The organism is Pseudoalteromonas sp. A25 (genome assembly GCF_009176705.1).
GTDB lineage: Bacteria > Pseudomonadota > Gammaproteobacteria > Enterobacterales > Alteromonadaceae > Pseudoalteromonas.
This window is the reverse complement of the sequence record NZ_AP021846.1, coordinates 2,359,116-2,381,710: the sequence shown is the minus strand read 5'-3', so window position 1 is coordinate 2,381,710 and position 22,595 is coordinate 2,359,116. Positions and strand designations below refer to the sequence as shown.

The window sequence follows — 22,595 nt, the reverse complement described above, 5'->3', positions numbered from 1 at the left end:
GGGTGGTTTTAAAGGTAGTCGAACAACGTCGACTACCTTTATGAGTTATTACATAGCGTTATGCTTCTCATACTTTGTTAGTTGCACTTGAAACTGCTCAATGCCTTCTTTGCCTTTGTACATTTTTACCACCATATAATCATATTCTGGTGCTAACCAAACCGTTGCTTGGCGCTTGTCGTTATCATATAGACGTTTGATCCGAATGGTTTTTACGTTGCCAACGGGCAGGGTGATGGTCTCTTCGCCATCGACTGCAAAGTCATAGGTACGCTGGTTGCCTTTTTTATCAATAATTGGGTAGCTAAAAGTTTGCTTACCTGCCTTAAGGTCGTTGCGAAGCTGCAATTGATAGGTCAATAAATCTTGTTGCTGCGAAATCCACTTTACATCCAAAGGATACTTATCTTGATTAGATAAAATGGCTTGGTTTTTATGGTCAAAAGTAATTTTATAGTCTTTATCAGGACCAGTACCACTGCGTATCATAGAGTATTCCATGGGGATCGGCTGTTCGCCTTGCATTTTGAATGTTGAAGTTTCTTCTCGCTCGTCAGAAAAAATCATCCATTCAATTTCACTTCTGTATTTTAGTTGGTAGGTGTTGTTATCTAGTTTTGTTAGCGCTCGAAACGCTGAACCTTGAACAGATCCCTTACGAGAGACTTGATATTCCGCATTGTATGGAACGAGTGGGTTGGCAAAAAGAGAACAGGAGAACATAGCGCTTAAGCCAATTAGCCAAGCGCATATTTTTTTATTTTGGGTAAGTTGCGCCTTGAGCTGGAAGGGGTTGGTCATCAAAAACGGCATAATCTGCTTCCATAGTTAGTCTGTGTTCGCTGAACCACTGGACCACCAAAGGATAGATTATATGTTCTTGCTCATGAACCCGCTGTGCCAGTGTCTCGGCTGTATCGTCGGCTAAGATAGGCACCTTAGCTTGCAGTACAACCGGACCACCGTCTAGCTCTTCAGTCACAAAGTGTACGCTCACACCGTGTACATCGTCTTTTGCGTCTATTGCTCTTTGGTGGGTGTTCAGCCCTTGGTACTTAGGCAACAAAGAAGGGTGAATGTTCAACATTTTTCCCTTAAATTTTTGCACTAAGTCAGGAGTTAGAATACGCATAAATCCAGCTAATACAACCAAATCTGGATCAAAAGATGCAATTAAAGATGCTAATTCAACATCATAATCTTCACGTGTAGCAAATGCCTTATGACTTAAAACGCGTGTAGGTATGCCAGCGTTGGCAGCGCGTGTTAAGCCATAAGCGTTGTCTTTGTTACTAATAACAGCAACTATCTCGCCCTTAATTTGACTACTCTGGCAAGCATCTATAATGGCTTGCAGGTTTGAACCACTTCCAGAGATCAATACCACTAAGCGAGTGTTAGACATTAGGCTTTTCCACCTACAATCTCAACTTGCTCTTCATCTGCTTTGGCAGTTTGGATCTCACCAATGTGCCAAGCGTCTTCACCTTGTGCCTTTAAGATCTCAAGGCTTTGGTTTAGCTTATCGGCTGGCACAACTAAGATCATACCCACGCCACAGTTGAACGTGCGGTACATTTCATGAGTGCTGATATTGCCGTTTTCTTGCAGCCAGTTGAAAATAGCAGGCCATTGCCAGCTGTCGCCTTTAACAACTGCTTTTGCTGACTCAGGTAATACGCGTGGAATGTTTTCCCAGAAGCCGCCACCTGTGATGTGTGAAAGGGCGTGAACATCAACATCTTTAAGCAGTTCAAGAATTGATTTTACATAGATACGTGTTGGCTCTAATAGGTGCTCACCAAGCGTTTTGCTTTCAAACTCTGAGTTTGTGTCAACGCCAGATACTTCTAACACTTTACGGATAAGCGAATAGCCGTTTGAGTGTGGGCCGCTTGATGCTAAAGCAATTAATTGGTCGCCAGAGGCAACTTTAGTACCGTCGATGATTTTAGATTTTTCAACTACGCCCGTACAGAAGCCGGCCATGTCATAATCATCGCCTTCATACATACCAGGCATTTCAGCAGTTTCACCACCAATCAATGCACAACCCGATAATTCGCAGCCTTTACCAATACCTGTTACAACATCAGCAGCAACGTCTACGTCAAGTTTACCTGTTGCATAGTAGTCCAAGAAAAATAGGGGTTCAGCACCTTGGACAATTAAATCATTCACACACATTGCAACGAGGTCGATGCCTACTGTGTCGTGTTTTTTCAAATCGATAGCAAGGCGTAGCTTTGTGCCAACGCCATCAGTGCCAGCAACTAATACAGGCTCTTTGTAACCAGTTGGAAGTTCGCATAGTGCACCAAAACCGCCAATTCCGCCCATTACTTCTGGACGGCGAGTTTTTTTCACTACGCCTTTTATGCGCTCTACCAATGCGTTACCCGCATCGATGTCTACGCCTGCGTCTTTGTAGCTAAGAGACTGTTTTTGTTCGCTCACAGGTTTTCCTCAAAATTGCTATTTATGGGTTGCTTAGAAACGCGCGTATTTTACAACAATTGGCAATTTGGGGCTAGCTGAAATATGACAAATTAGCTGTTAGGCTTTATTGGCTAAAATGTTGAAGGGCCAGCATGGGCCCTTCGATACAAAGTTGTTACACTTTGGCGGTTAGAATAGCGCGCAGCGGTGCGGGGTAACCTTCAATGGTTTTGCTTGGGTCATTAGGGTCTAAAAAGTCAGCTAATGACTCTGTTTCCATCCATGAAGTGCGGCGTTGTTCGTCCAACGACGTGATGTCTTTGTTTACCACTTTGATATCTTTAAAGCCAACACGTTCTAGCCACAGAGTAAGTGCATCAGTGCTTGGGATAAACCACACGTTACGCATTTTCGCGTAGCGGTCCGTTGGTACCAGTACGGTGTTCACGTCACCTTCAATGACCAGTGTTTCTAGCACAAGCTCGCCACCAGCGCGTAACTGTGCTTTAAGCTGCGCTAAAAAGTCGATTGGTGAACGACGGTGATACAGTACGCCCATCGAAAATACCGTATCAAAGGCTTTGAGTTGTGGTAGTTGCTCAACACCCAGTGGTAACAGATGTACGTTGGGGTCGGGGTTAAAATGTTTAACAGCTTGAAATTGAGACAAGAATAAATCTGATGGGTCAATTCCTACTACAAAATTTGCACCTGCGCCGCGCATTCGCCATAAGTGATAGCCAGAGCCACAGCCAATATCTAACACTGTACGGCCATGTAAATCGCTAATATGTGGCAACAGGCGATCCCACTTCCAATCGCTACGCCATTCAGTATCAATATGAATACCATGAATGTTAAATGGGCCTTTACGCCATGGCATCATGCGTTTGAGAAGATGAGTTAGCTGTTTTTTGTGCCCATCAGAGAGTTCTTCGGGTAGTCCAAATTCAACGCTGTCTGTAATATTTACATGTGTGGTATTTGATTCAGGTAAGTTTTTAAGGACCTTTTCCCACTGCGGCCAGTCACCATGCTGCGCTTCATTTTGCCAATGCGTTAGCTGCGCAGGCAGTGTATCTAGCCAGTGACTGAGAGGGCTTTTAGCTATGGCAGCGTAAAAATCTGTAAACCAAGAGTGCATTTTTGCTCCGTTATTTAATTGCTACCAAAGAGCAAAAGTTAAAACATTGATACCAAACTTGGGTTTGTTTAAACCCAATGTTTTCCAGTCGAGACATATGGGTGCTTAAGCGGTCAGGTCTCATTACATTTTCAATCGCTGTACGTTTTTGGCTGATCTCAAGCTCAGAGTAACCATTGTGGCGTTTAAAGTCATGGTGCAAGTCAATCAGTAAGTTATCTTGTTGATCCGTCTCACCTTTGACTTTTTCACTTAAAAGCAACACACCACCGGGCTTTAACCCTTTATAAATACTTGTTAACACTGTTTCACGTTGTTCTTTTGGGATAAATTGTAAGGTGAAGTTCATAGCCACAACACTGGCATTTTCAATGTCAAGTTCAGTAATATCACCTAATTGCACGCTCACAGGCACGTCTGATTTGAAGCCACTTAAGTGCATTTTGCAGCGCTCAACCATCGCTTTAGAGTTATCAACAGCGATAATTTCACAGTTTTCTTTTGCTATATTACGACGCATGCTCAGTGTTACCGCGCCTAAAGAGCATCCCAAATCATATAGATTTGAGTTGCTTTGCGCATATTGCCCAGCAAGTTTGCCCATGGTGCTTACGATGGTTGCATAACCAGGCACCGAGCGCTGGATCATATCAGGAAACACTTCAACGACGTTGGCATCAAAGCTGAAGTCTTTTACTTGTTGCTCAGTGGCATAAATACTGTCTTTGCCAGTCACAATTTTATCTCTCTTGCCAATTAATCATGCTATTTTAACATTTTATACTGGATAGTCAGTGATAAATTGAGTAGCTTGGCTACTATTAATAAAAAGAAGTAAGTAAAGAGACAAATAATGACGAAAAATAAAGTGGTTAGTACAGAAGACATATTATCAACCTTGTGTCGTTCAGTGACCGAGGTGCTGTCATCAGCAAGCGGAAATCAAATTGCATACTCGGCAATGGTACAAAAGATCACACGCACTTGTATGCGCCCTGATATTGGCTGTTTTGTGCTGTTCGATGGGGGGTTTACAGGGCTCGTTGTAACTAATTTTACCGCACAAGCTGCAATGGAAATTTACCAAGATTACATGCGTAATATGGGTATGCCAGAGGACGAAATTGCCAGCAGTCACCTATCTGATGATGTGTCAAATGTGATGGGTGAGTTGATGAACCAAATCGTGGGTGATTTTACCAGTAAAGTGCGTGAGCAACTGCATACCTCAATTACGCAAAACCAACCTAAGATGATGGCCATTAACAAGCAAGTGCAAATATCGGTAGATACTACTATGGACCGTCCTCAAGCAAGACGTGTTACGTTTACCACACAAAGCCAAAATATATTTTATCTTGAGCTTGCGATGGATAAGACTGAGTTTATCAAACTACACGATTTTGATATCGCTGAGTCGGTGGACCCTGATACCATCATTGCCAGCCAAGCAGCTAAAGATGCTAAAAAGGAAGAGAAAAAAGCCGCCGAGAGCGCTGATGATATGGCCGATGATGACTTTATGTCGGATTTGGGTTTGTAACTAGCGTTGTCAAACCGCGGCATTCGCAACCTTAGGTTACACGAAGTAGTTTAAAGGCGTGCGCTCACAAACCACATAAGTGCCGAGTAATTCGGCACTTATTGCTGATATAGTTTAAATTAATTGATTAAATGGCATTGCCTGACAGGCACAATAAAACAGGGAAATACATACCTACCGTTGAGTCACTTAATGTGGTCAGTAAAAACTCAACTCTAACTCTTGTAGTACCAAAAATAATCGCAAGTCTAACTCTAACTGATGATAATCAGGCTCCATATGACAACAAAGCTGATAAAACGCTCTGTTGTGGTCTTTTTCCTTAAAGTGCGCCAATTCATGTACAACGAGTACTTTTAACAACGCCTCTGGCGCTTGTTTTAATTGTGATGCAATCGCAATTTCATGCTTGGCTTTTAATTTACCACCATGCTGATGACTTTTAAAAGTGTGAGTGCCTAGTGCATTTTTCACCAGATCTTGTTGCTTCTTATACCTTACGCTACTGAGCTTTGGTGCGTTTTTTAAGTAGCGTTGTTTAAGTTGATTGGTGAATTCATATAAGGCTTTTTCACTTTGTAAGTGGTGTGCATTGGGATACTTACGTTCGAAGTATTGCTTAATACGTCCTGATGCGATGAGCTGTTCAATCTGTGATTGAATGGCGTCGGGATAGTGGACAAAATAACGCGCAAAGTCCATGTCTTTACCTCTGGTACAAAAGTTCGTGTGCAGTATAATGCATTAAAAAACAAACAAGAATAACTTCAAGGAGTACAGGATGTATCAGGCAAGCTGTTTATGCGGTCAAGTTGCGCTTACAATCACAGGTAAAATAAGCGATATCATTCATTGTCACTGTTCGCTATGCCGTAAATCAACAGGCACAGCCTATGCTACCAATGGCTTTGTAAATACGAGCGACTTAACTGTGGTAAAAGGCAGTGAACATATCAAATACTTCGAATTTAAGCCCGGAAGAAAACGTCATTTTTGCACTCACTGTGCGTCTCCTTTGTTTAGTTCAAACAGTGATTTACCAGAAAAGCTGCGCTTGCGCTTGGGTATTTTAGACTCAGATATTAGCGAGAGACCGATATCTCACAACTTTATTACGAGTAAAGCCAACTGGGATGATTTAGATGCAACCTTGCCTCGATATAAAGCGTTCGAACCTAGCCGCAATATATAAAATGACCTACAGTAAAGTAGTTTGCTGGGGTTGCTGCTCTGCAGGAAACGGTCCCAGCTTAACATTCAATCTATTGAGATCAGACACAAATTGCTGTGCAAGCAAAGGCGCGTCGTAGTTATCAGCTGTATGAAAAAACACATAGGGCGTTTTACCTTCATCAAGCCATTGGTTAATTTTTTTCAGCCAAGGGATGTAAAACTGCCTGTTAGCTTGTAAGTCGGAGCAGCCTACATAACGTATAACTGGTGAAGTACCTGTTGCAATCACATGTAAAGGCACTCTTGGTTTTTTCTGCTGCGCATCAACAATGGCTGGTGAGGTAGCGGGCTCGCTGAAAAGTGGGCGTGTATCCATCATAATGCGGTTATACTGATTAGCCATCAAAAACTGGTTATATCGTCGCTCATTATCCGTTTTGTCGAAAAAGCCTAAATGGCGCACCTCAATACCTAGTGGCAGTTCATTTGGTAATAACTGACAAAATTCGATGATCCTTGATAAATACTCAGGACCGCATGCTTTAGGCAGTTGCAGCATTACCATGCCAAGTTTATCGAATAGGGGCTCAAACAATTGTAGCCATTGATTTATTTCTTGATGACAGTTTTGTAGTGCCATGTCGTGTGAAACACGCTTTGGGATCTTAAAGGTGAAGCGAAAGTTTTCAGGCACCTCGCTACACCATTTTTTGATGGTGCTAGGTTTTGGATCAGCATAAAAGCTGGTGTTGCCTTCTACAGTGTTAAATATATGGGCGTACTCATTGAGCATTTTGCTATTTGGGCAATGAGTTGTGAAAAAGCGTCCTTTCCAGTGCACAGAGCTCCATTGAGGGCAGCCAAGATATAACATAACTGTATGTGAGTCGTCTAAATAATGGCGCTAGTGTAATAAAGTTAGCGAAATTTAGAAACTAAATAGAATCAAGGATGACATTGCGACGGGTATTTTTATATAATCGCCGATAATTTTTCATATTAATGCCAGTCACCACGTAGTGTGACTGAGAGACAGGAAGACTATGCGCTCAATATATTGCGGAAACTTAAACAAAAGCCACGTTGAACAAGAAGTAGAACTATGCGGTTGGATAAACAAACGCCGTGATCTAGGTGGCCTAATTTTTATAGATTTGCGCGACCGAGAAGGGTTAGTGCAAGTTGTTTTTGACCCAGAAGTAGAAGGGTTAATGGATGTAGCTAATACACTGCGCCAAGAGTTCTGTGTACAGGTTAAAGGTATTGTACGTGCTCGTCCTGATAGTCAAGTTAACAAAGATATGGCAACGGGCGAAGTTGAAATATTAGGCACCGGTTTAACCATTATTAACCGCGCAGAGCCTTTACCACTCGATTTTAACCAGCAAAACTCAGAAGAGCGTCGTCTTAAGTATCGCTACTTAGACCTACGTCGTTTAGAAATGAGTGACCGTATCAAGCTTCGCGCCAAAGCGAGCAGCTTTGTACGCCGATTCTTAGATAGTAACGACTTCTTAGATATCGAAACACCGGTACTGACTAAAGCAACGCCAGAAGGGGCGCGTGACTACTTGGTACCAAGTCGCGTTCACAAAGGTAGCTTCTACGCGCTTCCACAGTCACCGCAGCTATTTAAACAGTTGCTGATGATGTCGGGTTTTGATCGCTACTATCAAATTGTTAAGTGTTTCCGTGACGAAGATTTACGAGCTGACCGTCAGCCAGAATTTACCCAGATCGATTTAGAAACGTCATTTATGACGTCTGATCAAGTGCGTGAAGTGACAGAGCAATTGATCCGTGAAATGTGGCAAGAGCTGCTCAACGTAGACTTAGGCCAGTTCCCAGTAATGGCATACAGCGAAGCGATGCGCCGTTTCGGTTCAGATAAGCCAGACTTGCGTAACCCGATGGAATTGGTTGACGTTGCTGATCTTGTAAAAGATGTAGAGTTTAAAGTTTTATCAGGCCCTGCAAGCGACGAAAAAGGCCGCGTAGCGGTGTTAACAGTACCAGGTGGTGCTCAGCTTTCTCGTAAGCAAATTGACGAATACACTAAGTTTGTTGGTATTTATGGTGCTAAAGGTCTTGCATGGATGAAGGTCAATGACCGTGACGCGGGCGTTGAAGGTGTGCAGTCACCAATCGCTAAATTCTTAAATGAAGAAGTGATCACGGCACTACTTGAGCGCACTAACGCACAAACGGGCGATATCATTCTGTTTGGTGCTGATAAGCGCAATGTAGTTAACGAAGCAATGGGTGCATTACGTTTGAAAGTAGGTCTTGATCTTGAACTTACTGACTTAAACAAATGGGCGCCGCTTTGGGTTGTTGACTTCCCAATGTTTGAAGAAGATGACGAAGGCACGCTGCATGCAGTACACCATCCGTTCACTGCACCAAAAGACATTTCTGCGGCAGAGCTAGAAGCCAACCCTGCTGAGGCGATTTCTGATGCGTACGATATGGTTCTAAACGGCTATGAAGTTGGTGGAGGTTCAGTTCGTATTCACAACAACGAAATGCAACAAGCCGCATTTAGAGTTTTAGGCATTAATGAGCAAGAGCAACAAGACAAGTTTGGCTTCTTGTTAGATGCGCTGAAGTACGGTACACCACCTCATGCAGGCCTTGCATTTGGTCTTGACCGCTTAGTGATGTTGCTTTGTGGCACTGATAACATCCGTGATGTTATCGCATTCCCCAAAACAACACAGGCATCATGTCTAATGACCAACGCGCCAAGTGTTGCCAACCCTGATGCGCTCAAAGAGCTGGCGATTAGTGTTGAACAAGCTCAGCTAGATAGCGAATAATTAAGCAAATTATTTTGCAATAGGCGACTTCGGTCGCCTTTTTTGTTTTCGGCTATTATAGTGAAATAGCTTTAACGCAACGCTAAAACCACAGTGGGAAGCACACCTATTATATAGTGCTAAGCATTAGCTACTGCCAGTGTTTACCTTGTAATGCCCCTTCTAAAGCATGAGCTTGGTCATCGATGGGCAATAATCGTGTTTGGAATGAAAACTGCGACAGCGTTGTACCTAGCCGAGGGGTAAATGCGGGTTGCTTGCTGTACACAATCGAAGATGAAATTGAGCATTGTAGCTAAAAAAAGCGCTACATTGTCGGAGAACTCAAATGATAAAATTAGCTGATTTACCAGGGCTTGGCCCTAAATCAGAGCAAATGCTCATAGAGTCCGGCGTTGACTCCGTTGAGGTACTCAGAGAAATAGGTTCAGTACGCGCTTTTTTAAGAGTAAAGCATAACCAAGGTCGGGTAAGCTTAAATCTGCTTTATGCTTTAGAAGGGGCATTACAAGGTAAGCATTGGTTAGATATTGCTAGCGAGAAAAAAGCAGAGTTGTTGATGACACTAGAGGAACACGAAGAAGTAGAAAAGCGACTTTCAGACGCTTATTAATATAGCGATGTGAGTTTAATTACATGATTGACACAGTGCGTTTCTCCCGATATATAACTGGTAATTCATACAGTATTTTGGCATTATGCTGTTAAAGAAAAAAAAGAGTAGATGCATTGGCAGTTATTTTAGGCATAGACCCTGGCTCTCGATTTACAGGCTATGGTGTGATCACACACCAAGGTGCGAAGTTTCAGTATCTTGGCAGTGGTTGCATTAAACTCGGTGAGCACGACTTTCCCACCCGTTTAAAAATGATTTACCAAGGGGTAAGTCAACTTATTGAGCAATTCTCTCCAACTAGTTTTGCGATTGAACAAGTGTTTATGGCACACAATCCCGATTCGGCTTTAAAGCTTGGCCAAGCACGTGGTGCCGCTATTGTTGCGGCTACAATGCAAGATGTTGAGGTGAGTGAGTATTCTGCACGGCAAGTTAAACAAGCGGTGGTGGGGACTGGGGGTGCTAAAAAAGAGCAAGTTCAAGAAATGGTTAAGCGTCTTTTGAAGTTACCAGGTACGCCTCAGGCCGATGCCGCGGATGCGCTTGCAATAGCGATATGCCATGCTCACTCACAGCAGAACTTAATTCGTTTAGCGGGTAGTGCGACCAAGACAGTGCGAAGAAGACTAAGGTAGGATTTAATATGATCGGAAGATTGAATGGCACGTTATTAGAAAAACAACCGCCAGAGATATTGCTTGATGTAGCAGGCATTGGTTATGAAGTGCAAATGCCTATGACCTGCTTTTATGAGTTACCCAATATAGGAGAGCAAGCTGCGGTTTATACGCATTTTGTGGTACGTGAAGATGCGCAGTTGCTATTTGGGTTTAATCATAAAAAAGAAAGAGCGTTATTCAGAGAGCTAATAAAAGCAAATGGTGTTGGCCCTAAACTTGGCTTGGCTATTTTATCTGGTATGTCGGCTGAGCAGTTTATTCAATGCGTTAATAACGAAGATGCAACAACATTAGTGAAAATCCCTGGTGTAGGTAAAAAAACAGCTGAACGCTTAGTACTTGAGATGAAAGATAGACTCAAAGACTTTGGCCATGATTTGCTAACGCCATATAGCGATTCGACTATACTAGAGCCAATGCAAAATCCAACAGTTGCCGACACCCCTGCAGACGATGCAATCGCTGCCTTATTGGCTTTAGGCTATAAACCAGCTCAAGCGCAAAAAGCAGTTAAGAATGTGTCGCAACCAAATATGAGCACTGAAGCGTTGATTAAAGAAGCGCTTAAATCAATGATGTAACCTTTATGATAGAAGCCGATAGATTAATAGAGCCAGAAGTACAAGGTAATGAGGATGTGGTCGATAGAGCGATACGTCCTAAACTACTGAGTGACTACACAGGCCAGCCGCATGTTAAAAAGCAAATGGAGATCTTCATCGAAGCGGCGAGAACACGAGATGAAGCGCTTGACCATTTACTGATTTTTGGTCCACCAGGGTTAGGTAAAACAACATTGGCGAATATTGTTGCCAATGAGCTTGAGGTGAATATTAAAACTACCTCAGGACCAGTACTTGAAAAAGCGGGGGACTTAGCTGCACTTCTTACTAACCTTGAAGAAGGTGATGTGCTATTTATCGATGAAATTCACCGCTTAAGCCCGCAAGTTGAAGAGATTTTATATCCAGCAATGGAAGACTATCAACTCGATATTATGATAGGAGAAGGTCCGGCTGCGCGTTCAATAAAACTGGATTTGCCCCCGTTTACGCTGATCGGTGCAACTACTAGAGCCGGTTCATTGACATCACCGCTTAGAGACAGGTTTGGTATTGTTCAACGTTTAGAGTTTTACTCTGTGGCTGACTTGTCAAAAATTATCTCTCGCTCTGCTTTTTACTTAGATCTGACTATAAGTCCTGAAGGGGCTGATGAAATAGCCAAGCGTTCTCGAGGTACGCCGCGTATTGCAAACCGGTTATTGAGGCGTGTTCGTGATTTCGCTCAAGTAAAAGGGGATGGCAAAGTGTCAGTTGACATTGCGCAGCAGGCGCTTGACATGGTTGATGTAGACAAATGTGGCTTTGACTACATGGATAGAAAGTATCTGCTCGCCATAATTGAAAAGTTCACAGGCGGTCCAGTCGGCTTAGATAACCTAGCGGCGGCGATAGGTGAAGAGCGTGAAACCATTGAAGATGTCATAGAACCGTTTTTGATCCAACAGGGCTTCATTCAGCGTACCCCAAGGGGGAGAATAGCTTCAAACGCTGCTTATCTACACTTTAACTTAACACCTCAAGCCTAGTGGAAACTGGGCTTTTTTAACTTTTAAAGCCATCATACCCTGTAATTGTTATTGATTTTTCAGTGAACGTTAAGACTGTTGCAGTAGACTTGTGATAAATTTTTGACAAAAAAAAGCCCGCTAAAATAGCGGGCAAAACAACAAGTTGAAGGAAGTAATCCAGGGAACTGATAAATGAGTTTAGGTTTTATCCCAAATACATCTATCAATAGTAATACGACAAATCAGAAATCATATTACTTATAACTGTGCGTTTGCATGATTCATGCTGCTTGCTCAGTACAGGATGTATATTAAAGGGGTTTATTAATTCTATCAAACTAGAAAAATTTAATTTTCAAATAAAAAAAACTAATAGCAAGAGGGTTTCTTTATTTTTTCTTTGCTGTATTTTTGTTCTTGGTAAAATTTTAAATTGTTGTTTTTTAAGTGTTTTTTGTTTTTGTTTGGTTTTTTAGAGTATTAGTTTATTTGTTGTTAATTGGTCTTACCAAGTTGTATTTGAGGGTTTATTCTTTATTTATGCATAAAGCAATAGATTTATGCAGTTACTAGTAATAAATACGCACCTTAAACTCACAGATTATGCAAACTGCTCATCCTTTTGTGTTAAAAACAAGCATGAAATTAGCGGTTTGTTATATTTTTGCGCACTTTGTCGCCAAATAGCTGTATTTCATGGTAATGAGATTGTAAGCACGGACATGTGTGAGTAAACTAACTGAACCTTTATAGCCGCTTACAGTCAATTAAGAGATTTGTGGTTGAAAAGCCGAGATACATTCGTTAGGAGTATAAAAAAGTGGAATCGGGACTCAATTTTATTGATCTTATTTTAAAAGCAAGTTTGTTAGTGCAACTTGTAATGCTAACACTAGTTGGGATGTCGATTGCCTCTTGGGCCATTATCTTTCAACGTAAAGGTATTATTAGTAAAGCAGTGAATGAAGCAAAGGAATTTGAAAAAAGATTTTGGTCTGGGATGGATCTCAGCAAGTTATACAGTGAAGTAACTAGTAAAGTCTCACCTGCATCTGGTTTAGAGGCGTTGTTCAGCGCCGGTTTTAAAGAGTTTGCCCGCCATAAAAAAAATAGCTCTCCATCAGCAGGTATGGTGATTGAAGGCACTCACCGGTCAATGCGTGTTGCATTGTCCAGAGAAGTTGAAAAGCTTGAATCAGGTTTATCATTTTTAGCTACTGTTGGCTCAATTAGTCCTTATATAGGGTTATTCGGTACAGTTTGGGGCATAATGAATGCATTCATCGCGCTTGGTGAAGTAAAGCAAGCAACGCTGCAAATGGTAGCCCCAGGTATTGCTGAAGCTTTGATAGCGACGGCTATGGGTTTATTTGCAGCAATTCCTGCTGTTATTGCTTACAACCGTTTTGCTAAAAAGGTAGAGGTTGTAGAAACCCAATATGTTAATTTTATGGAGGAATTTTCGAATATCCTTCATCGCCAAGCTACAAACTCAGTAGAGGCAAAATAACATGTACGTGCGCAAAAAACGTCGTCAAGTAGCTGAAATAAATGTGGTCCCTTATATTGACGTTATGTTGGTGCTGTTGATTATTTTCATGGCCACAGCACCACTTATCACACATGGGGTTAAAGTAGACTTGCCACAAATGCAAGAGTCTGACTTGGTAGAAACTAAAGACGCACCACCAATCATCGCAAGTATAGACTCACAAGGCCGCTATTACGTCAGTGTAGGTACCGATCCAGAAGCGCCGATGGATGCGGTTGAAGTGGCTGCTATCATCAAACTTAAACTACAGCAAAACCCTGAAACACCGGTCATGATAAAAGGTTCAGGGAGAGTGTCTTATCAAGAAGTTTTATTGCTAATGGACTTTTTGAAAAATGCGGGTGTGCCATCCGTTGGCTTAATGACGAAATCGTTTGAGGAATAGCCATGGATTCGTTACAAAGTGGGTTATTGAAATCATTTCTTTTGCACTTAGCCATCGGTGGATTTTTGTTTGCTAGTGCAATGTTTAAAACACCAACACCAAGCGTGATGGAAGTAACGCTAAATGTGCCACAAACCGATCCTTCTGAAAAAGTTGTCTCGGCCATATCGGTTGATCAAAACGCCGTAGAGAAAAAAATTGCAGAGCTCAAACAAAAAGAAGATGCACAGAAAAAAGCTGAAGAAAAGCGTATTCGAGATTTAGAGCGTCGTGCTGTACAGGCCAGAAAAGAGCGAGAAGCTGAAGCTCGCAGGATCAAAAAGCTGGAACAGCAGCGCTTAGCAAAGGAAGAAGAAAAGCGCAAAGCAGAAGCACAAGCTAAAAAAGCGCGCGCGATAGAAAAGAAGCAGCGTGAACAAGCACAAAAAGCACAGCAAGAGAAGCTAGAAGCAGAAAAAGCAGCTAAAGCAGCCTCTGAAAAACGCAAAGCAGAGGAGGATGCACTTAGAAAAGCTGAAGAGGCGCGCAAACGCCGTGAGGCTGAAGAGAAGCGTAAGGCAGAAGAAGCAGAGCGAGCACGCCAAAAAGCATTAGAAGAAAAAATGCTACAGGAGCAACTAGCAAAAGAGCAAGCCGCACGTGCCAGAATTCGTCAGCAGCAGGTATTGACAGAAGTTGAGAAATATCAAGCGCTGATCACGCAACGGATTCAGCAAAACTTGTTAACGGATGAGAAAATGCGTGGCAAAGAATGTCGTGTGAACATTCGCTTGGCGTTCAACGGTCTAGTTACCAGTGTCACTTCTCTTGGTGGCGATAAGATTGTATGTGATGCAGCGCTCAGGGCAGTAAGAATGGCGGACACGTTGCCTGTATCTAAAGAGAAAGATGTGTTTGAAAAGCTTAAAAATATAAACTTAACAATTAAACCTAATTTATAAAGGAAACTCATGTTTAACCGACTGAAAACCTTGTTAATCATAGTTGCTTTTGGCTTGCAAGGCGTGGCGAATGCTGCGCTTGAAATTGTCATTACAGAGGGCATTGATAGTGCACGCCCAATCGCTATTGTGCCATTTCAATACAATGGTGTTGGCCAAGTACCGTCGCAATTAAGTGATGTGATAGCTGCTGACTTAATGCGCAGCGGTAAGTTTAAACCACTGGCTTTGGCTGATATGCCGCAACTGCCTACCAGCGATGAAGATGTGGATTACAATGCATGGGTAAACAAAGGTGTTGAGGCGATAGTAGTCGGCTCTGTAGAGCAACAACCCGGTGGGCGCTATTTAGTAAAATATGAGTTGATTGATGTGATCCGCGCGCAAATTACGGGTGGTGAAACTCGTATGATGACGAATGGACAATTAATGAAAAGTCAGGACCACATCCAAGAGGCAAGACAAAGCATTATTACCAGTGATGGCTTTAGGCGCTATGCACATCAAATAAGTGATGTGGTTTATGAAGCGTTAACAGGAGAGCGTGGGGCATTTCGTACAAAAATTGCCTATGTGATCGTGCGTGATGGTGAAGACAAGCCTTACCAATTGGTTGTTGCAGATTATGATGGTTACAATGAGCAAGTATTGTTGCGCTCTAAAGAGCCTTTAATGTCACCAGCATGGTCACCTGATGGAAATAAACTTGCTTATGTTACCTTTGAAAACCGCCAATCACAGATCATCTTACAAGACTTATATACGGGCAGAAGAGAAATCTTAACGAGTTTTCCTGGTATTAATGGAGCACCGCAGTTTTCGCCTGATGGTAAGCAACTGTTAATTGTGTTGTCAAAAGATGCTGGTGGGGCTACAGAAGTTTATGTGATGGACCTAGAAACCAAACAGATAAGACGTTTAACTAAACACCGTAGCATAGATACTGAACCATCTTGGCACCCAAATGGTAAAGAAATTGTCTATACGTCTGAAAGGGGTGGTAATGCCCAGATATATAAGTTAAATTTACAGTCAGGTCGGTCAAAACGTATTACTTTTGACGGTGATATGAACCTAGCTGGCTCAATAACACCCGACGGGCAGCAGCTTGTTATGGTGAACCGAACGCTTGGCAAATATCACATTGCTAAAAAAGAATTAGGATCAGGGCTGTTTCAAGTATTGACGAGAACACGTTTAGACGAATCTCCGAGTATCGCACCAAATGGCTCAATGATTATTTATAGTACGCTACATAACAATAAGCAGGTTTTAGCTTTAGTGTCTATGGATGGTCGATTTAAAGCGCGACTTCCCGTTTCAGATGGGCAAGTAAAGGCCCCGGCCTGGTCGCCATTTTTATAATAACTTTGCTGATTTGAATTTTACAAATAGGAATATACTCGATGCAACTTAACAAAACTTTAAAAGCGCTATTGGTGGCTCTACCAGTAATGACGCTAGCGGCATGTAGCTCTTCTTCAAGTGTTGATGAAGGTGCAGCAAATGAAAGCAATCAAGCTGCCAATAACGATGCAAATAATCAGGTAGATGTGAACACCATTTCGCGTGAAAAATCAGCAGAAGAAAAGTTGCGTGAAAAATACGAAGCATTACGTCAAGAACAGATCGTATACTTTGACTTTGATAAATCTACGATTCAAAGTCAGTACTCAGAGCTTTTACAAGCGCACGCTGATTTCTTAGTTAAAAACCCTAGCGTTAAGGTACTGATTGAAGGCCATGCTGATGAGCGCGGTACGCCAGAGTATAACATTGCTTTAGGCGAGAGCCGTGGTAAGTCAGTGTCTAAATACCTACAGAGCTTAGGTGTGTCTCAAAGCCAAATCTCTGTAGTGAGCTATGGTGAAGAAAAGCCAATGGTAAAATCACGCACAGAAGAAGCTTTTGCTAAAAACCGTCGCGCGGTGCTTGTATACTAAATTAGTAAAGAGAGATTATGAAGCCGAATACAATTTTGGCAGCTCTAATGTTACTAAGCGGGAGCACCCAAGTTTGGGCTGCTCCCGCGCCTGTTTCTGAAGCTGCAAATAACCCCAGTCCTGGTTCAGTAGAGCAACGAATCGCGCAGTTAGAGCGTATGATGAAGACGCGCAACCTACTGCAAATTGAATTACAGCAGCAGCTCAATTTGCTACAAGATGAAGTAAGTCAAGTTCGAGGGGTTACGGAAGAGCAAAGTTATAAGCTTGAAAAAGTTCTTCAGCGTCAACGAGAGCTATACCAAGAGATAGAAAATCGTGTTTCTAAGGTATATGAACAAAGCACTACAGCGCCTGTTATTGTTAGCCCTGTCGATGCGACACAAGCGCTAAGCAATGATTTGTCGGAAAATGAAGCATATGACCGAGCTGTCGCTTTGATCATGCAAGATAAACGTTATGACGCAGCCATTCCTGAATTTCAGAGTTTTTTAACAACATTCCCTAATTCAGTGTATATCCCTAATGCACATTACTGGCTAGGGCAGTTATTGTCGATTAAAAATGATGATGCGAATGCGTTAGTGCACTTTAAAAAAGTGGTTGAGCAGTTTCCTGAATCTAACAAACGCCCAGATGCAATGCTAAAATTAGGTGCATTGTATGAAAAGCAACAACAGCTCGATCTTGCAAAGCAAATGCTTAATACATTGATATCTGAATATCCCAGTACAACTGCTGCTAAATTAGCCACAGAACGTCTGGCGAAGATATAAAAGGCATGATTTTTTGCCACAATGGTTTAAAATTAGGCGCTTAGACACAAAAACTGAAAAAAACTACGTATTTCAGTTGCACTCATTTTTTAAATAAGTATTATAAGCGCCCGCAGCAGGCGATTGGTTCAAACCAAACTGCTGCACTAAGTGGGTCATTAGCTCAGTTGGTAGAGCAGTGGACTTTTAATCCATTGGTCGATGGTTCAAGTCCATCATGACCCACCATTCTCTCATTGTGTCTTTTATACTTCATTTTAATTTCTTTATCGTGTCATTTAGTCAGTCTTTGACTAGGATTATTGCGCCTGTTTACGTATAATTCGCCGTAATTATGCAATGTGACTACAGTGGTCGAGAAATGAGTTTAGCTGAACAAATCATGCCTGAGGATTATATTTTTCCTCCAAAACCTGCGCCTTTAACTGACGATGAAAAGTTACAGTACAAAGCGCGTATCAAATCATTGTTAAAAGAAAAGAATGCGGTGCTAGTTGCACATTATTACACTGATCCAGAAATTCAAGCTTTGGCAGAAGAGACGGGTGGGTGTGTAGCTGACTCTCTTGAAATGGCGCGTTTTGGCGCCAAACACGATGCTGACATTATTGTTGTGGCAGGTGTACGCTTTATGGGCGAGACAGCAAAAATACTTACACCTAACAAAACAGTGGTGATGCCAACTCTGGCTGCCACTTGTTCACTTGATGTCGGTTGTCCTATCGAAGAGTTTTCTGCGTTTTGTGATCAACACCCTGATAGAAAAGTGGTTGTATATGCCAACACTTCCACTGCGGTCAAAGCTCGAGCAGATTGGATAGTCACCTCTTCGTGTGCACTTGAGATAGTGGAACATCTTGATGATCAGGGCGACAAGATAATCTGGGGCCCTGATAAACACTTAGGTTCTTACATTCAAAAGAAGACGGGTGCCGATATGATCATGTGGAATGGTGCTTGTATCGTACATGATGAGTTTAAAACCAAAGCCTTAAAAGATATGAAAGCACTGCATCCAGATGCTGCTGTGCTTGTGCACCCAGAGTCACCTGCAGAGATAGTAGAGCTTGCAGATGCAGTAGGTTCAACAAGTCAGCTTATAAAAGCAGCACAAACAATGGAAAACCAAAAGTTTATTGTTGCGACTGACAGAGGCATTTTCTATAAAATGCAGCAGTTGTGCCCAGAGAAAGAGTTTTTTGAAGCGCCAACAGCTGGAGAGGGTGCAACTTGCAAAAGTTGTGCTCACTGCCCATGGATGGCAATGAATGGTCTTAAAGCGATAGAAGAAGCGCTTGTAGACCCATCTGGCAAAGAAGTGTTTGTTGATATGGCGCTTCGCGAAGGCGCGTTGCGTTCTTTAAATCGTATGCTGGATTTTTCAGCAAGCCTGCAAAAGTAGTGTTCGATAGTTGAGCAACCGATTGATATAACCCAAAAACTACTTGCTAAAGTGCGTTGCTTTTCATAGTATTAGCCCCGCACTTTAGGTGTAACGGAGAGGTGGCTGAGTGGCTGAAGGCGCACGACTGGAACTCGTGTATAGGCTAACCCCTATCGAGGGTTCGAATCCCTCCCTCTCCGCCATGTTGCCTGGTAAAAGTAGGTAAAACAAAAAAAGCGCTATAAGCGCTTTTTTTGTATCTAAAACTCAGATCCTTTCGTTTTTTATACCAATTGCATTAAATTGGTGATCAGATATTGCGACAGATAAATGGCTTAGTAACAAGGCAAATATTTCGCTATGTAGTTATTCTACATGAGAAATATTTAACGCAGTTAATGAGTTATTTAGCTCGCTAGAATGATCAATGTATTAATAAAATTGGTATTATTGCAAAACGTGTTCAAGTAACTGTTTGCTTAAACTCATAAGAGCTAGCTCATCATTACTGGTACTTGCATAAGTTCTTAACCCATAAATGCCCATGACCAAAAACTGTGCTCTTTCTTTTGCGCTGGGTACAGAGCTAATTTCACCACTTTGCTGTGCTTGAGTTAATACATTTTGTAGTGATTGCTCGAATGCGCATAGGTTATTTGAGAGCACTTGAGTAACTTCTTCATCTTGTCCATCCACTTCTGACAGCGTGCGTGTAAGTAAGCATACCTGAGTTGCCTCATGACTCGTACATGGCCTAATAATATCTTGCAAAAAAACCTCTAAGGCAGAGCGGATGTTGTCGTGTTGAGCAAATAGTTGCGTAAATTGCTCATTCTTATCTTTTTGATATTGTTCTACTGACGCTAATAGTAAACCCTTTTTATTCTTGAATGCGCAATAGATAGATCCCGGGTGTAGCCCTGTGGATTGGGTTAATTTTTGCATACTGGTTTTACTGTAACCGTATTGCATAAAGGTATGCATGGCTTGTCGTAAAACATGTTCTTTATCGAATTCTGCGCTTCTCATATTAGGAGATATCTTGGTTGAGTAGAAAAAGTCTAACCTAATTTGATTGCTTATTCAAAAATAGTTCTTGAACGTTTATTCAAGTATGTGTATCTTGAATGTACATTCAAAATTAACATGCACCTATCGTTCTTGCGAGGAATTATGACTTCTAGATTATTTGAGCAGTTTAAACTCAATGACACCATTACTTTGAACAACCGTATTTTGATGGCCCCGCTGACGCGCTGTATGGCAGATGATGAACTAGTGCCAACAGAAGCAATGGTCGCTTATTATGCGCGCAGAGCTGATGCAGGCTTAATCATCAGCGAAGCAACGATCATTCGTCCCGATGCACAAGGTTACCCTAATACGCCAGGCCTATTCACACAGGCCCAAATTGATGGCTGGAAAAATGTAACGCGTGCTGTGCACAATGCGGGTGGCAAAATTTTTGCTCAGTTATGGCACGTTGGCCGCGTTGCGCATCCATTCTTTTTTGGGGAAGGGGACGTGCTTGCGCCTTCGGCTATTGGCATTGAAGGTACAGTGCCAAGAATGCGTGACTTACAGTATCAAACTCCCAAGGCAGCAACATTATCAGAGATTAAGCAATTAGTTGATGATTACGCACAAGCTGCAAAAAATGCCATTGAAGCTGGTTTTGATGGGGTAGAGATACATGGTGCAAATGGGTATTTAATTGACCAATTTTTACATTACACATCAAATCAGCGCACAGATGAATATGGAGAAACGCCAGAAAACATGTCGCGCTTTGCTCTTGAGGTAGTAGAGGCTGTTTCTGCTGCCATCGGTGCACAAAGAGTAGGCTTGCGTCTATCTCCAGGCGCATATTTTAATATGGAGCCTGATCAAAAAGACAAAGCTGTATTTGACTATTTACTGGCTAAACTAAGTTTACAAGATTTGGCATTTGTTCATGTTGGGATTTTTGACGATAGCATGCAATTCGAACACTTAGGTGGACGTGCTTCAGATTATATGCGCCAGCACTACAATGGCACACTGGTCGGTGTGGGTGGATTTACGCCACAAACGGCTACGCAGGCACTAGATGATAAGAGATTTGACTTAGTAGCGATTGGAAGACCGTTCATTGCTAATCCAGATTATGTGAGTAAAGTTAAAAATCAACAGCCGTTAACTGAATATAGCGAAGAAATGTTAGCGCAGTTAATCTAATTGGTGCATAAGCGCCTATCTATATAATGTATATTATTCATTGTGAGTAAGTGGAAGCAGGCCTTCCGCTTACTTTTACAACCCTATCGAAAGTCTAGTTGTAATCTTCTGCAAGCTTAAAAATCCTGTCTATACTAGTTAGATAACATTGTTTCTAAAGTAAAATAACGCAAATTCGGTAAGTGAAATGTTACTGTTGCGTGTATGGTGTGTTGAATGTACACCAATATCTAATTACAGCGTGCCCGATTTAAATGGCAGTTTGGTGCTTTGAGTTTTCTCTAAGGTAGAATATGCAAGAAGAGCTACTTCATTCAGTTGTAAAACTTACAAAAACGCGTGATGTTGATTCGCTTGAATCGAGTTTGTTGTCAACGATACATGAGTTTATTGGCTGTCAGGCGGTATCTATTTATAAGTCTTTGTCTGCAAATGATGTCTTAGAAGTTGAATGTTGCTTGGGTTTAGAAGTTATCGACGGAAAACGTTTTCAGTGGAGCCAATCAGAAAAACTCGATAACCCCAGTCCTGAGTTACTATCTTGTTTAAACTCTGCATGCATAATTGCTATTCAAAGCAATGATGGCGTTGAGAAACGCTGGGTACCCATTACACTATCAGATAAGCCCATTGGTGCAATTGCAATTGTGAGTAAAGGGTTGGGTAGCGCAGAGCAAGTGCTGTTGAATGCGTTTTGTTGTATTTATGAAAATTACCTCACTATTTTGCATGAGAACGAGCGAGATAAACTAACGGGGCTGTTAAATCGACAGACATTTGATAAGAAATTAAAACAGTTAATAGAAAAACAAGTTGTTAAGCACCATAAAACCACGAAGTCTAAAAAAGACAGACAAAACCAAAAAGAAACGGTGTCGTGGCTTGCGATGTTAGACATTGATCATTTTAAACAGGTTAACGATAACTATGGGCATGTGTGCGGAGATGAGGTTTTACTTATCTTAGCACAAGTGATGCACAGCTATTTTAGACCAACTGACTTGCTCTTTCGTTTTGGTGGCGAGGAGTTTGTTTTAGTGTTTGAGCCCGCAACGGTTGAAGAAATCGAGGCGCTATTAAATCAATTTATGGAGCAAGTAAGGAATACGAAGTTTCCATTTGTCAAAAAACTCACCGTTAGCATTGGAGTAGCAAAAGTCGGCCCCTATGACTTTCCCATCCATGTATTAGAAAACGCTGATAAAGCACTATATTTTGCCAAAGAAAATGGCAGGGATAAGCTTTGTTTTTATGAGCAAATGGTTAAAGCTGACAAACCACAAACAGAAGATGATTCGGGTATAGATTTATTTTGAATCTATCTTCTAATACGTAAATCTTTTACACTGCCCAACGCATATAAATCTTATAAATCAGCCAGATCCTCAGGTTATTGTGGTTGTAAATAGC

The 22,595-nt window shown here is 41.8% G+C and carries 24 protein-coding genes and 2 tRNA genes; 18 read left to right on the top strand and 8 right to left on the bottom strand.

Going from position 1 to position 22,595, the window contains the following annotated elements:
* Positions 1–48: 48 nt before the first annotated feature.
* The 5 genes from GDK41_RS10130 to cmoA form a co-directional block, all read right to left on the bottom strand.
* Entirely contained in the window at positions 49–813 is a 765-nt protein-coding gene (locus GDK41_RS10130) for a DUF3108 domain-containing protein (RefSeq protein WP_152086305.1), read from the bottom strand.
* Complete coding sequence (gene purN, locus GDK41_RS10125) at positions 758–1,405, bottom strand: phosphoribosylglycinamide formyltransferase (protein ID WP_152086304.1); 648 nt, start codon at positions 1,403–1,405, stop codon at positions 758–760. Before purN ends, GDK41_RS10130 begins: the two co-directional genes overlap by 56 nt.
* Positions 1,405–2,457, bottom strand: coding sequence for a phosphoribosylformylglycinamidine cyclo-ligase (purM, locus tag GDK41_RS10120; RefSeq protein WP_152086303.1), 1,053 nt, complete (start codon positions 2,455–2,457; stop codon positions 1,405–1,407). Before purM ends, purN begins: the two co-directional genes overlap by 1 nt.
* A 157-nt stretch (positions 2,458–2,614) precedes the next feature.
* A complete protein-coding gene (gene cmoB, locus GDK41_RS10115; protein ID WP_152086302.1) occupies positions 2,615–3,583 on the bottom strand; it encodes a tRNA 5-methoxyuridine(34)/uridine 5-oxyacetic acid(34) synthase CmoB in 969 nt (322 codons plus the stop codon).
* Positions 3,584–3,593: 10 nt separating this feature from the next.
* Positions 3,594–4,319 (bottom strand): carboxy-S-adenosyl-L-methionine synthase CmoA, encoded by a 726-nt coding sequence (gene cmoA, locus GDK41_RS10110; protein WP_152086301.1) that lies wholly within the window; start codon positions 4,317–4,319, stop codon positions 3,594–3,596.
* Between the two features lie 117 nt (positions 4,320–4,436).
* Between cmoA and GDK41_RS10105 the strand changes: the two genes are divergently transcribed.
* Positions 4,437–5,126, top strand: coding sequence for a DUF3334 family protein (locus GDK41_RS10105; RefSeq protein ID WP_152086300.1), 690 nt, complete (start codon positions 4,437–4,439; stop codon positions 5,124–5,126).
* Positions 5,127–5,324: 198 nt separating this feature from the next.
* On the opposite strand, the gene GDK41_RS10100 is transcribed toward GDK41_RS10105, so the two are convergent.
* A complete protein-coding gene (locus GDK41_RS10100) occupies positions 5,325–5,828 on the bottom strand; it encodes a M48 metallopeptidase family protein (RefSeq protein ID WP_152086299.1) in 504 nt (167 codons plus the stop codon).
* 79 nt (positions 5,829–5,907) lie between these two features.
* On the opposite strand from GDK41_RS10100, the gene GDK41_RS10095 reads away from it, so the two are divergent.
* Positions 5,908–6,318 (top strand): GFA family protein, encoded by a 411-nt coding sequence (locus tag GDK41_RS10095; RefSeq protein WP_152086298.1) that lies wholly within the window; start codon positions 5,908–5,910, stop codon positions 6,316–6,318.
* Positions 6,319–6,324: 6 nt separating this feature from the next.
* Here the strand turns inward: GDK41_RS10095 and GDK41_RS10090 are convergent, their stop codons facing one another.
* On the bottom strand, positions 6,325–7,173 hold the full coding sequence (locus GDK41_RS10090) for a DUF72 domain-containing protein (protein ID WP_152086297.1): 849 nt from the start codon (positions 7,171–7,173) through the stop codon (positions 6,325–6,327).
* A 169-nt stretch (positions 7,174–7,342) separates the two neighbouring features.
* On the opposite strand from GDK41_RS10090, the gene aspS reads away from it, so the two are divergent.
* The 14 genes from aspS to GDK41_RS10020 all read left to right on the top strand — a co-directional run bounded on the left by aspS (position 7,343) and on the right by GDK41_RS10020 (position 19,171).
* Positions 7,343–9,118 carry an aspartate--tRNA ligase gene (aspS, locus tag GDK41_RS10085; protein WP_152086296.1) on the top strand — a complete coding sequence of 592 codons (1,776 nt, stop codon included), beginning with the start codon at positions 7,343–7,345 and terminating at the stop codon, positions 9,116–9,118.
* Between the two features lie 328 nt (positions 9,119–9,446).
* Entirely contained in the window at positions 9,447–9,731 is a 285-nt protein-coding gene (locus GDK41_RS10080) for a TfoX/Sxy family protein (protein WP_172971595.1), read from the top strand.
* Between the two features lie 116 nt (positions 9,732–9,847).
* A complete protein-coding gene (gene ruvC / locus GDK41_RS10075; protein WP_152086295.1) occupies positions 9,848–10,369 on the top strand; it encodes a crossover junction endodeoxyribonuclease RuvC in 522 nt (173 codons plus the stop codon).
* Between the two features lie 8 nt (positions 10,370–10,377).
* Positions 10,378–10,995, top strand: coding sequence for a Holliday junction branch migration protein RuvA (gene ruvA / locus GDK41_RS10070; RefSeq protein ID WP_152086294.1), 618 nt, complete (start codon positions 10,378–10,380; stop codon positions 10,993–10,995).
* 5 nt (positions 10,996–11,000) lie between these two features.
* The gene (gene ruvB / locus GDK41_RS10065; protein ID WP_152086293.1) at positions 11,001–12,005 is read left to right on the top strand and encodes a Holliday junction branch migration DNA helicase RuvB; all 1,005 of its coding nucleotides are present in this window, start codon (positions 11,001–11,003) and stop codon (positions 12,003–12,005) included.
* Positions 12,006–12,807: 802 nt separating this feature from the next.
* Positions 12,808–13,497, top strand: coding sequence for a protein TolQ (tolQ, locus tag GDK41_RS10060; protein ID WP_152086292.1), 690 nt, complete (start codon positions 12,808–12,810; stop codon positions 13,495–13,497).
* Between the two features lies 1 nt (position 13,498).
* The gene (gene tolR, locus GDK41_RS10055) at positions 13,499–13,924 is read left to right on the top strand and encodes a protein TolR (RefSeq protein ID WP_152086291.1); all 426 of its coding nucleotides are present in this window, start codon (positions 13,499–13,501) and stop codon (positions 13,922–13,924) included.
* Between the two features lie 2 nt (positions 13,925–13,926).
* Positions 13,927–14,865, top strand: a complete 939-nt coding sequence (gene tolA, locus GDK41_RS10050) for a cell envelope integrity protein TolA (RefSeq protein WP_152086290.1) — start codon at positions 13,927–13,929, stop codon at positions 14,863–14,865.
* Between the two features lie 9 nt (positions 14,866–14,874).
* Complete coding sequence (gene tolB, locus GDK41_RS10045; protein WP_152086289.1) at positions 14,875–16,230, top strand: Tol-Pal system beta propeller repeat protein TolB; 1,356 nt, start codon at positions 14,875–14,877, stop codon at positions 16,228–16,230.
* A 41-nt stretch (positions 16,231–16,271) separates the two neighbouring features.
* Entirely contained in the window at positions 16,272–16,808 is a 537-nt protein-coding gene (gene pal, locus GDK41_RS10040) for a peptidoglycan-associated lipoprotein Pal (protein ID WP_152086288.1), read from the top strand.
* Between the two features lie 17 nt (positions 16,809–16,825).
* On the top strand, positions 16,826–17,584 hold the full coding sequence (ybgF, locus tag GDK41_RS10035; protein WP_152086287.1) for a tol-pal system protein YbgF: 759 nt from the start codon (positions 16,826–16,828) through the stop codon (positions 17,582–17,584).
* A gap of 152 nt (positions 17,585–17,736) precedes the next feature.
* A tRNA-Lys gene (locus tag GDK41_RS10030) sits at positions 17,737–17,812 on the top strand.
* A 133-nt stretch (positions 17,813–17,945) separates the two neighbouring features.
* On the top strand, positions 17,946–18,986 hold the full coding sequence (nadA, locus tag GDK41_RS10025; protein WP_152086286.1) for a quinolinate synthase NadA: 1,041 nt from the start codon (positions 17,946–17,948) through the stop codon (positions 18,984–18,986).
* A 95-nt stretch (positions 18,987–19,081) separates the two neighbouring features.
* A tRNA-Ser gene (locus tag GDK41_RS10020) sits at positions 19,082–19,171 on the top strand.
* 244 nt (positions 19,172–19,415) lie between these two features.
* On the opposite strand, the gene GDK41_RS10015 is transcribed toward GDK41_RS10020, so the two are convergent.
* Positions 19,416–19,997, bottom strand: a complete 582-nt coding sequence (locus GDK41_RS10015; RefSeq protein ID WP_152086285.1) for a TetR/AcrR family transcriptional regulator — start codon at positions 19,995–19,997, stop codon at positions 19,416–19,418.
* 144 nt (positions 19,998–20,141) lie between these two features.
* On the opposite strand from GDK41_RS10015, the gene GDK41_RS10010 reads away from it, so the two are divergent.
* Positions 20,142–21,185, top strand: coding sequence for an alkene reductase (locus tag GDK41_RS10010; RefSeq protein ID WP_152086284.1), 1,044 nt, complete (start codon positions 20,142–20,144; stop codon positions 21,183–21,185).
* A 293-nt stretch (positions 21,186–21,478) separates the two neighbouring features.
* Positions 21,479–22,501 carry a GGDEF domain-containing protein gene (locus GDK41_RS10005; protein WP_152086283.1) on the top strand — a complete coding sequence of 341 codons (1,023 nt, stop codon included), beginning with the start codon at positions 21,479–21,481 and terminating at the stop codon, positions 22,499–22,501.
* Positions 22,502–22,595 lie beyond the last annotated feature (94 nt).

Coding starts and splice junctions, on each gene's coding strand:
- GDK41_RS10130 (WP_152086305.1), bottom strand. CDS start 813: ATGCCGTTTTTGATGACCAACCCCTTCCAGCTCAAGGCGCAACTTACC.
- purN (WP_152086304.1), bottom strand. CDS start 1,405: ATGTCTAACACTCGCTTAGTGGTATTGATCTCTGGAAGTGGTTCAAAC.
- cmoB (WP_152086302.1), bottom strand. CDS start 3,583: ATGCACTCTTGGTTTACAGATTTTTACGCTGCCATAGCTAAAAGCCCT.
- GDK41_RS10105 (WP_152086300.1), top strand. CDS start 4,437: ATGACGAAAAATAAAGTGGTTAGTACAGAAGACATATTATCAACCTTG.
- GDK41_RS10100 (WP_152086299.1), bottom strand. CDS start 5,828: ATGGACTTTGCGCGTTATTTTGTCCACTATCCCGACGCCATTCAATCA.
- GDK41_RS10095 (WP_152086298.1), top strand. CDS start 5,908: ATGTATCAGGCAAGCTGTTTATGCGGTCAAGTTGCGCTTACAATCACA.
- GDK41_RS10090 (WP_152086297.1), bottom strand. CDS start 7,173: ATGTTATATCTTGGCTGCCCTCAATGGAGCTCTGTGCACTGGAAAGGA.
- aspS (WP_152086296.1), top strand. CDS start 7,343: ATGCGCTCAATATATTGCGGAAACTTAAACAAAAGCCACGTTGAACAA.
- GDK41_RS10080 (WP_172971595.1), top strand. CDS start 9,447: ATGATAAAATTAGCTGATTTACCAGGGCTTGGCCCTAAATCAGAGCAA.
- ruvA (WP_152086294.1), top strand. CDS start 10,378: ATGATCGGAAGATTGAATGGCACGTTATTAGAAAAACAACCGCCAGAG.
- ruvB (WP_152086293.1), top strand. CDS start 11,001: ATGATAGAAGCCGATAGATTAATAGAGCCAGAAGTACAAGGTAATGAG.
- tolR (WP_152086291.1), top strand. CDS start 13,499: ATGTACGTGCGCAAAAAACGTCGTCAAGTAGCTGAAATAAATGTGGTC.
- tolA (WP_152086290.1), top strand. CDS start 13,927: ATGGATTCGTTACAAAGTGGGTTATTGAAATCATTTCTTTTGCACTTA.
- tolB (WP_152086289.1), top strand. CDS start 14,875: ATGTTTAACCGACTGAAAACCTTGTTAATCATAGTTGCTTTTGGCTTG.
- pal (WP_152086288.1), top strand. CDS start 16,272: ATGCAACTTAACAAAACTTTAAAAGCGCTATTGGTGGCTCTACCAGTA.
- ybgF (WP_152086287.1), top strand. CDS start 16,826: ATGAAGCCGAATACAATTTTGGCAGCTCTAATGTTACTAAGCGGGAGC.
- nadA (WP_152086286.1), top strand. CDS start 17,946: ATGAGTTTAGCTGAACAAATCATGCCTGAGGATTATATTTTTCCTCCA.
- GDK41_RS10015 (WP_152086285.1), bottom strand. CDS start 19,997: ATGAGAAGCGCAGAATTCGATAAAGAACATGTTTTACGACAAGCCATG.
- GDK41_RS10010 (WP_152086284.1), top strand. CDS start 20,142: ATGACTTCTAGATTATTTGAGCAGTTTAAACTCAATGACACCATTACT.
- GDK41_RS10005 (WP_152086283.1), top strand. CDS start 21,479: ATGCAAGAAGAGCTACTTCATTCAGTTGTAAAACTTACAAAAACGCGT.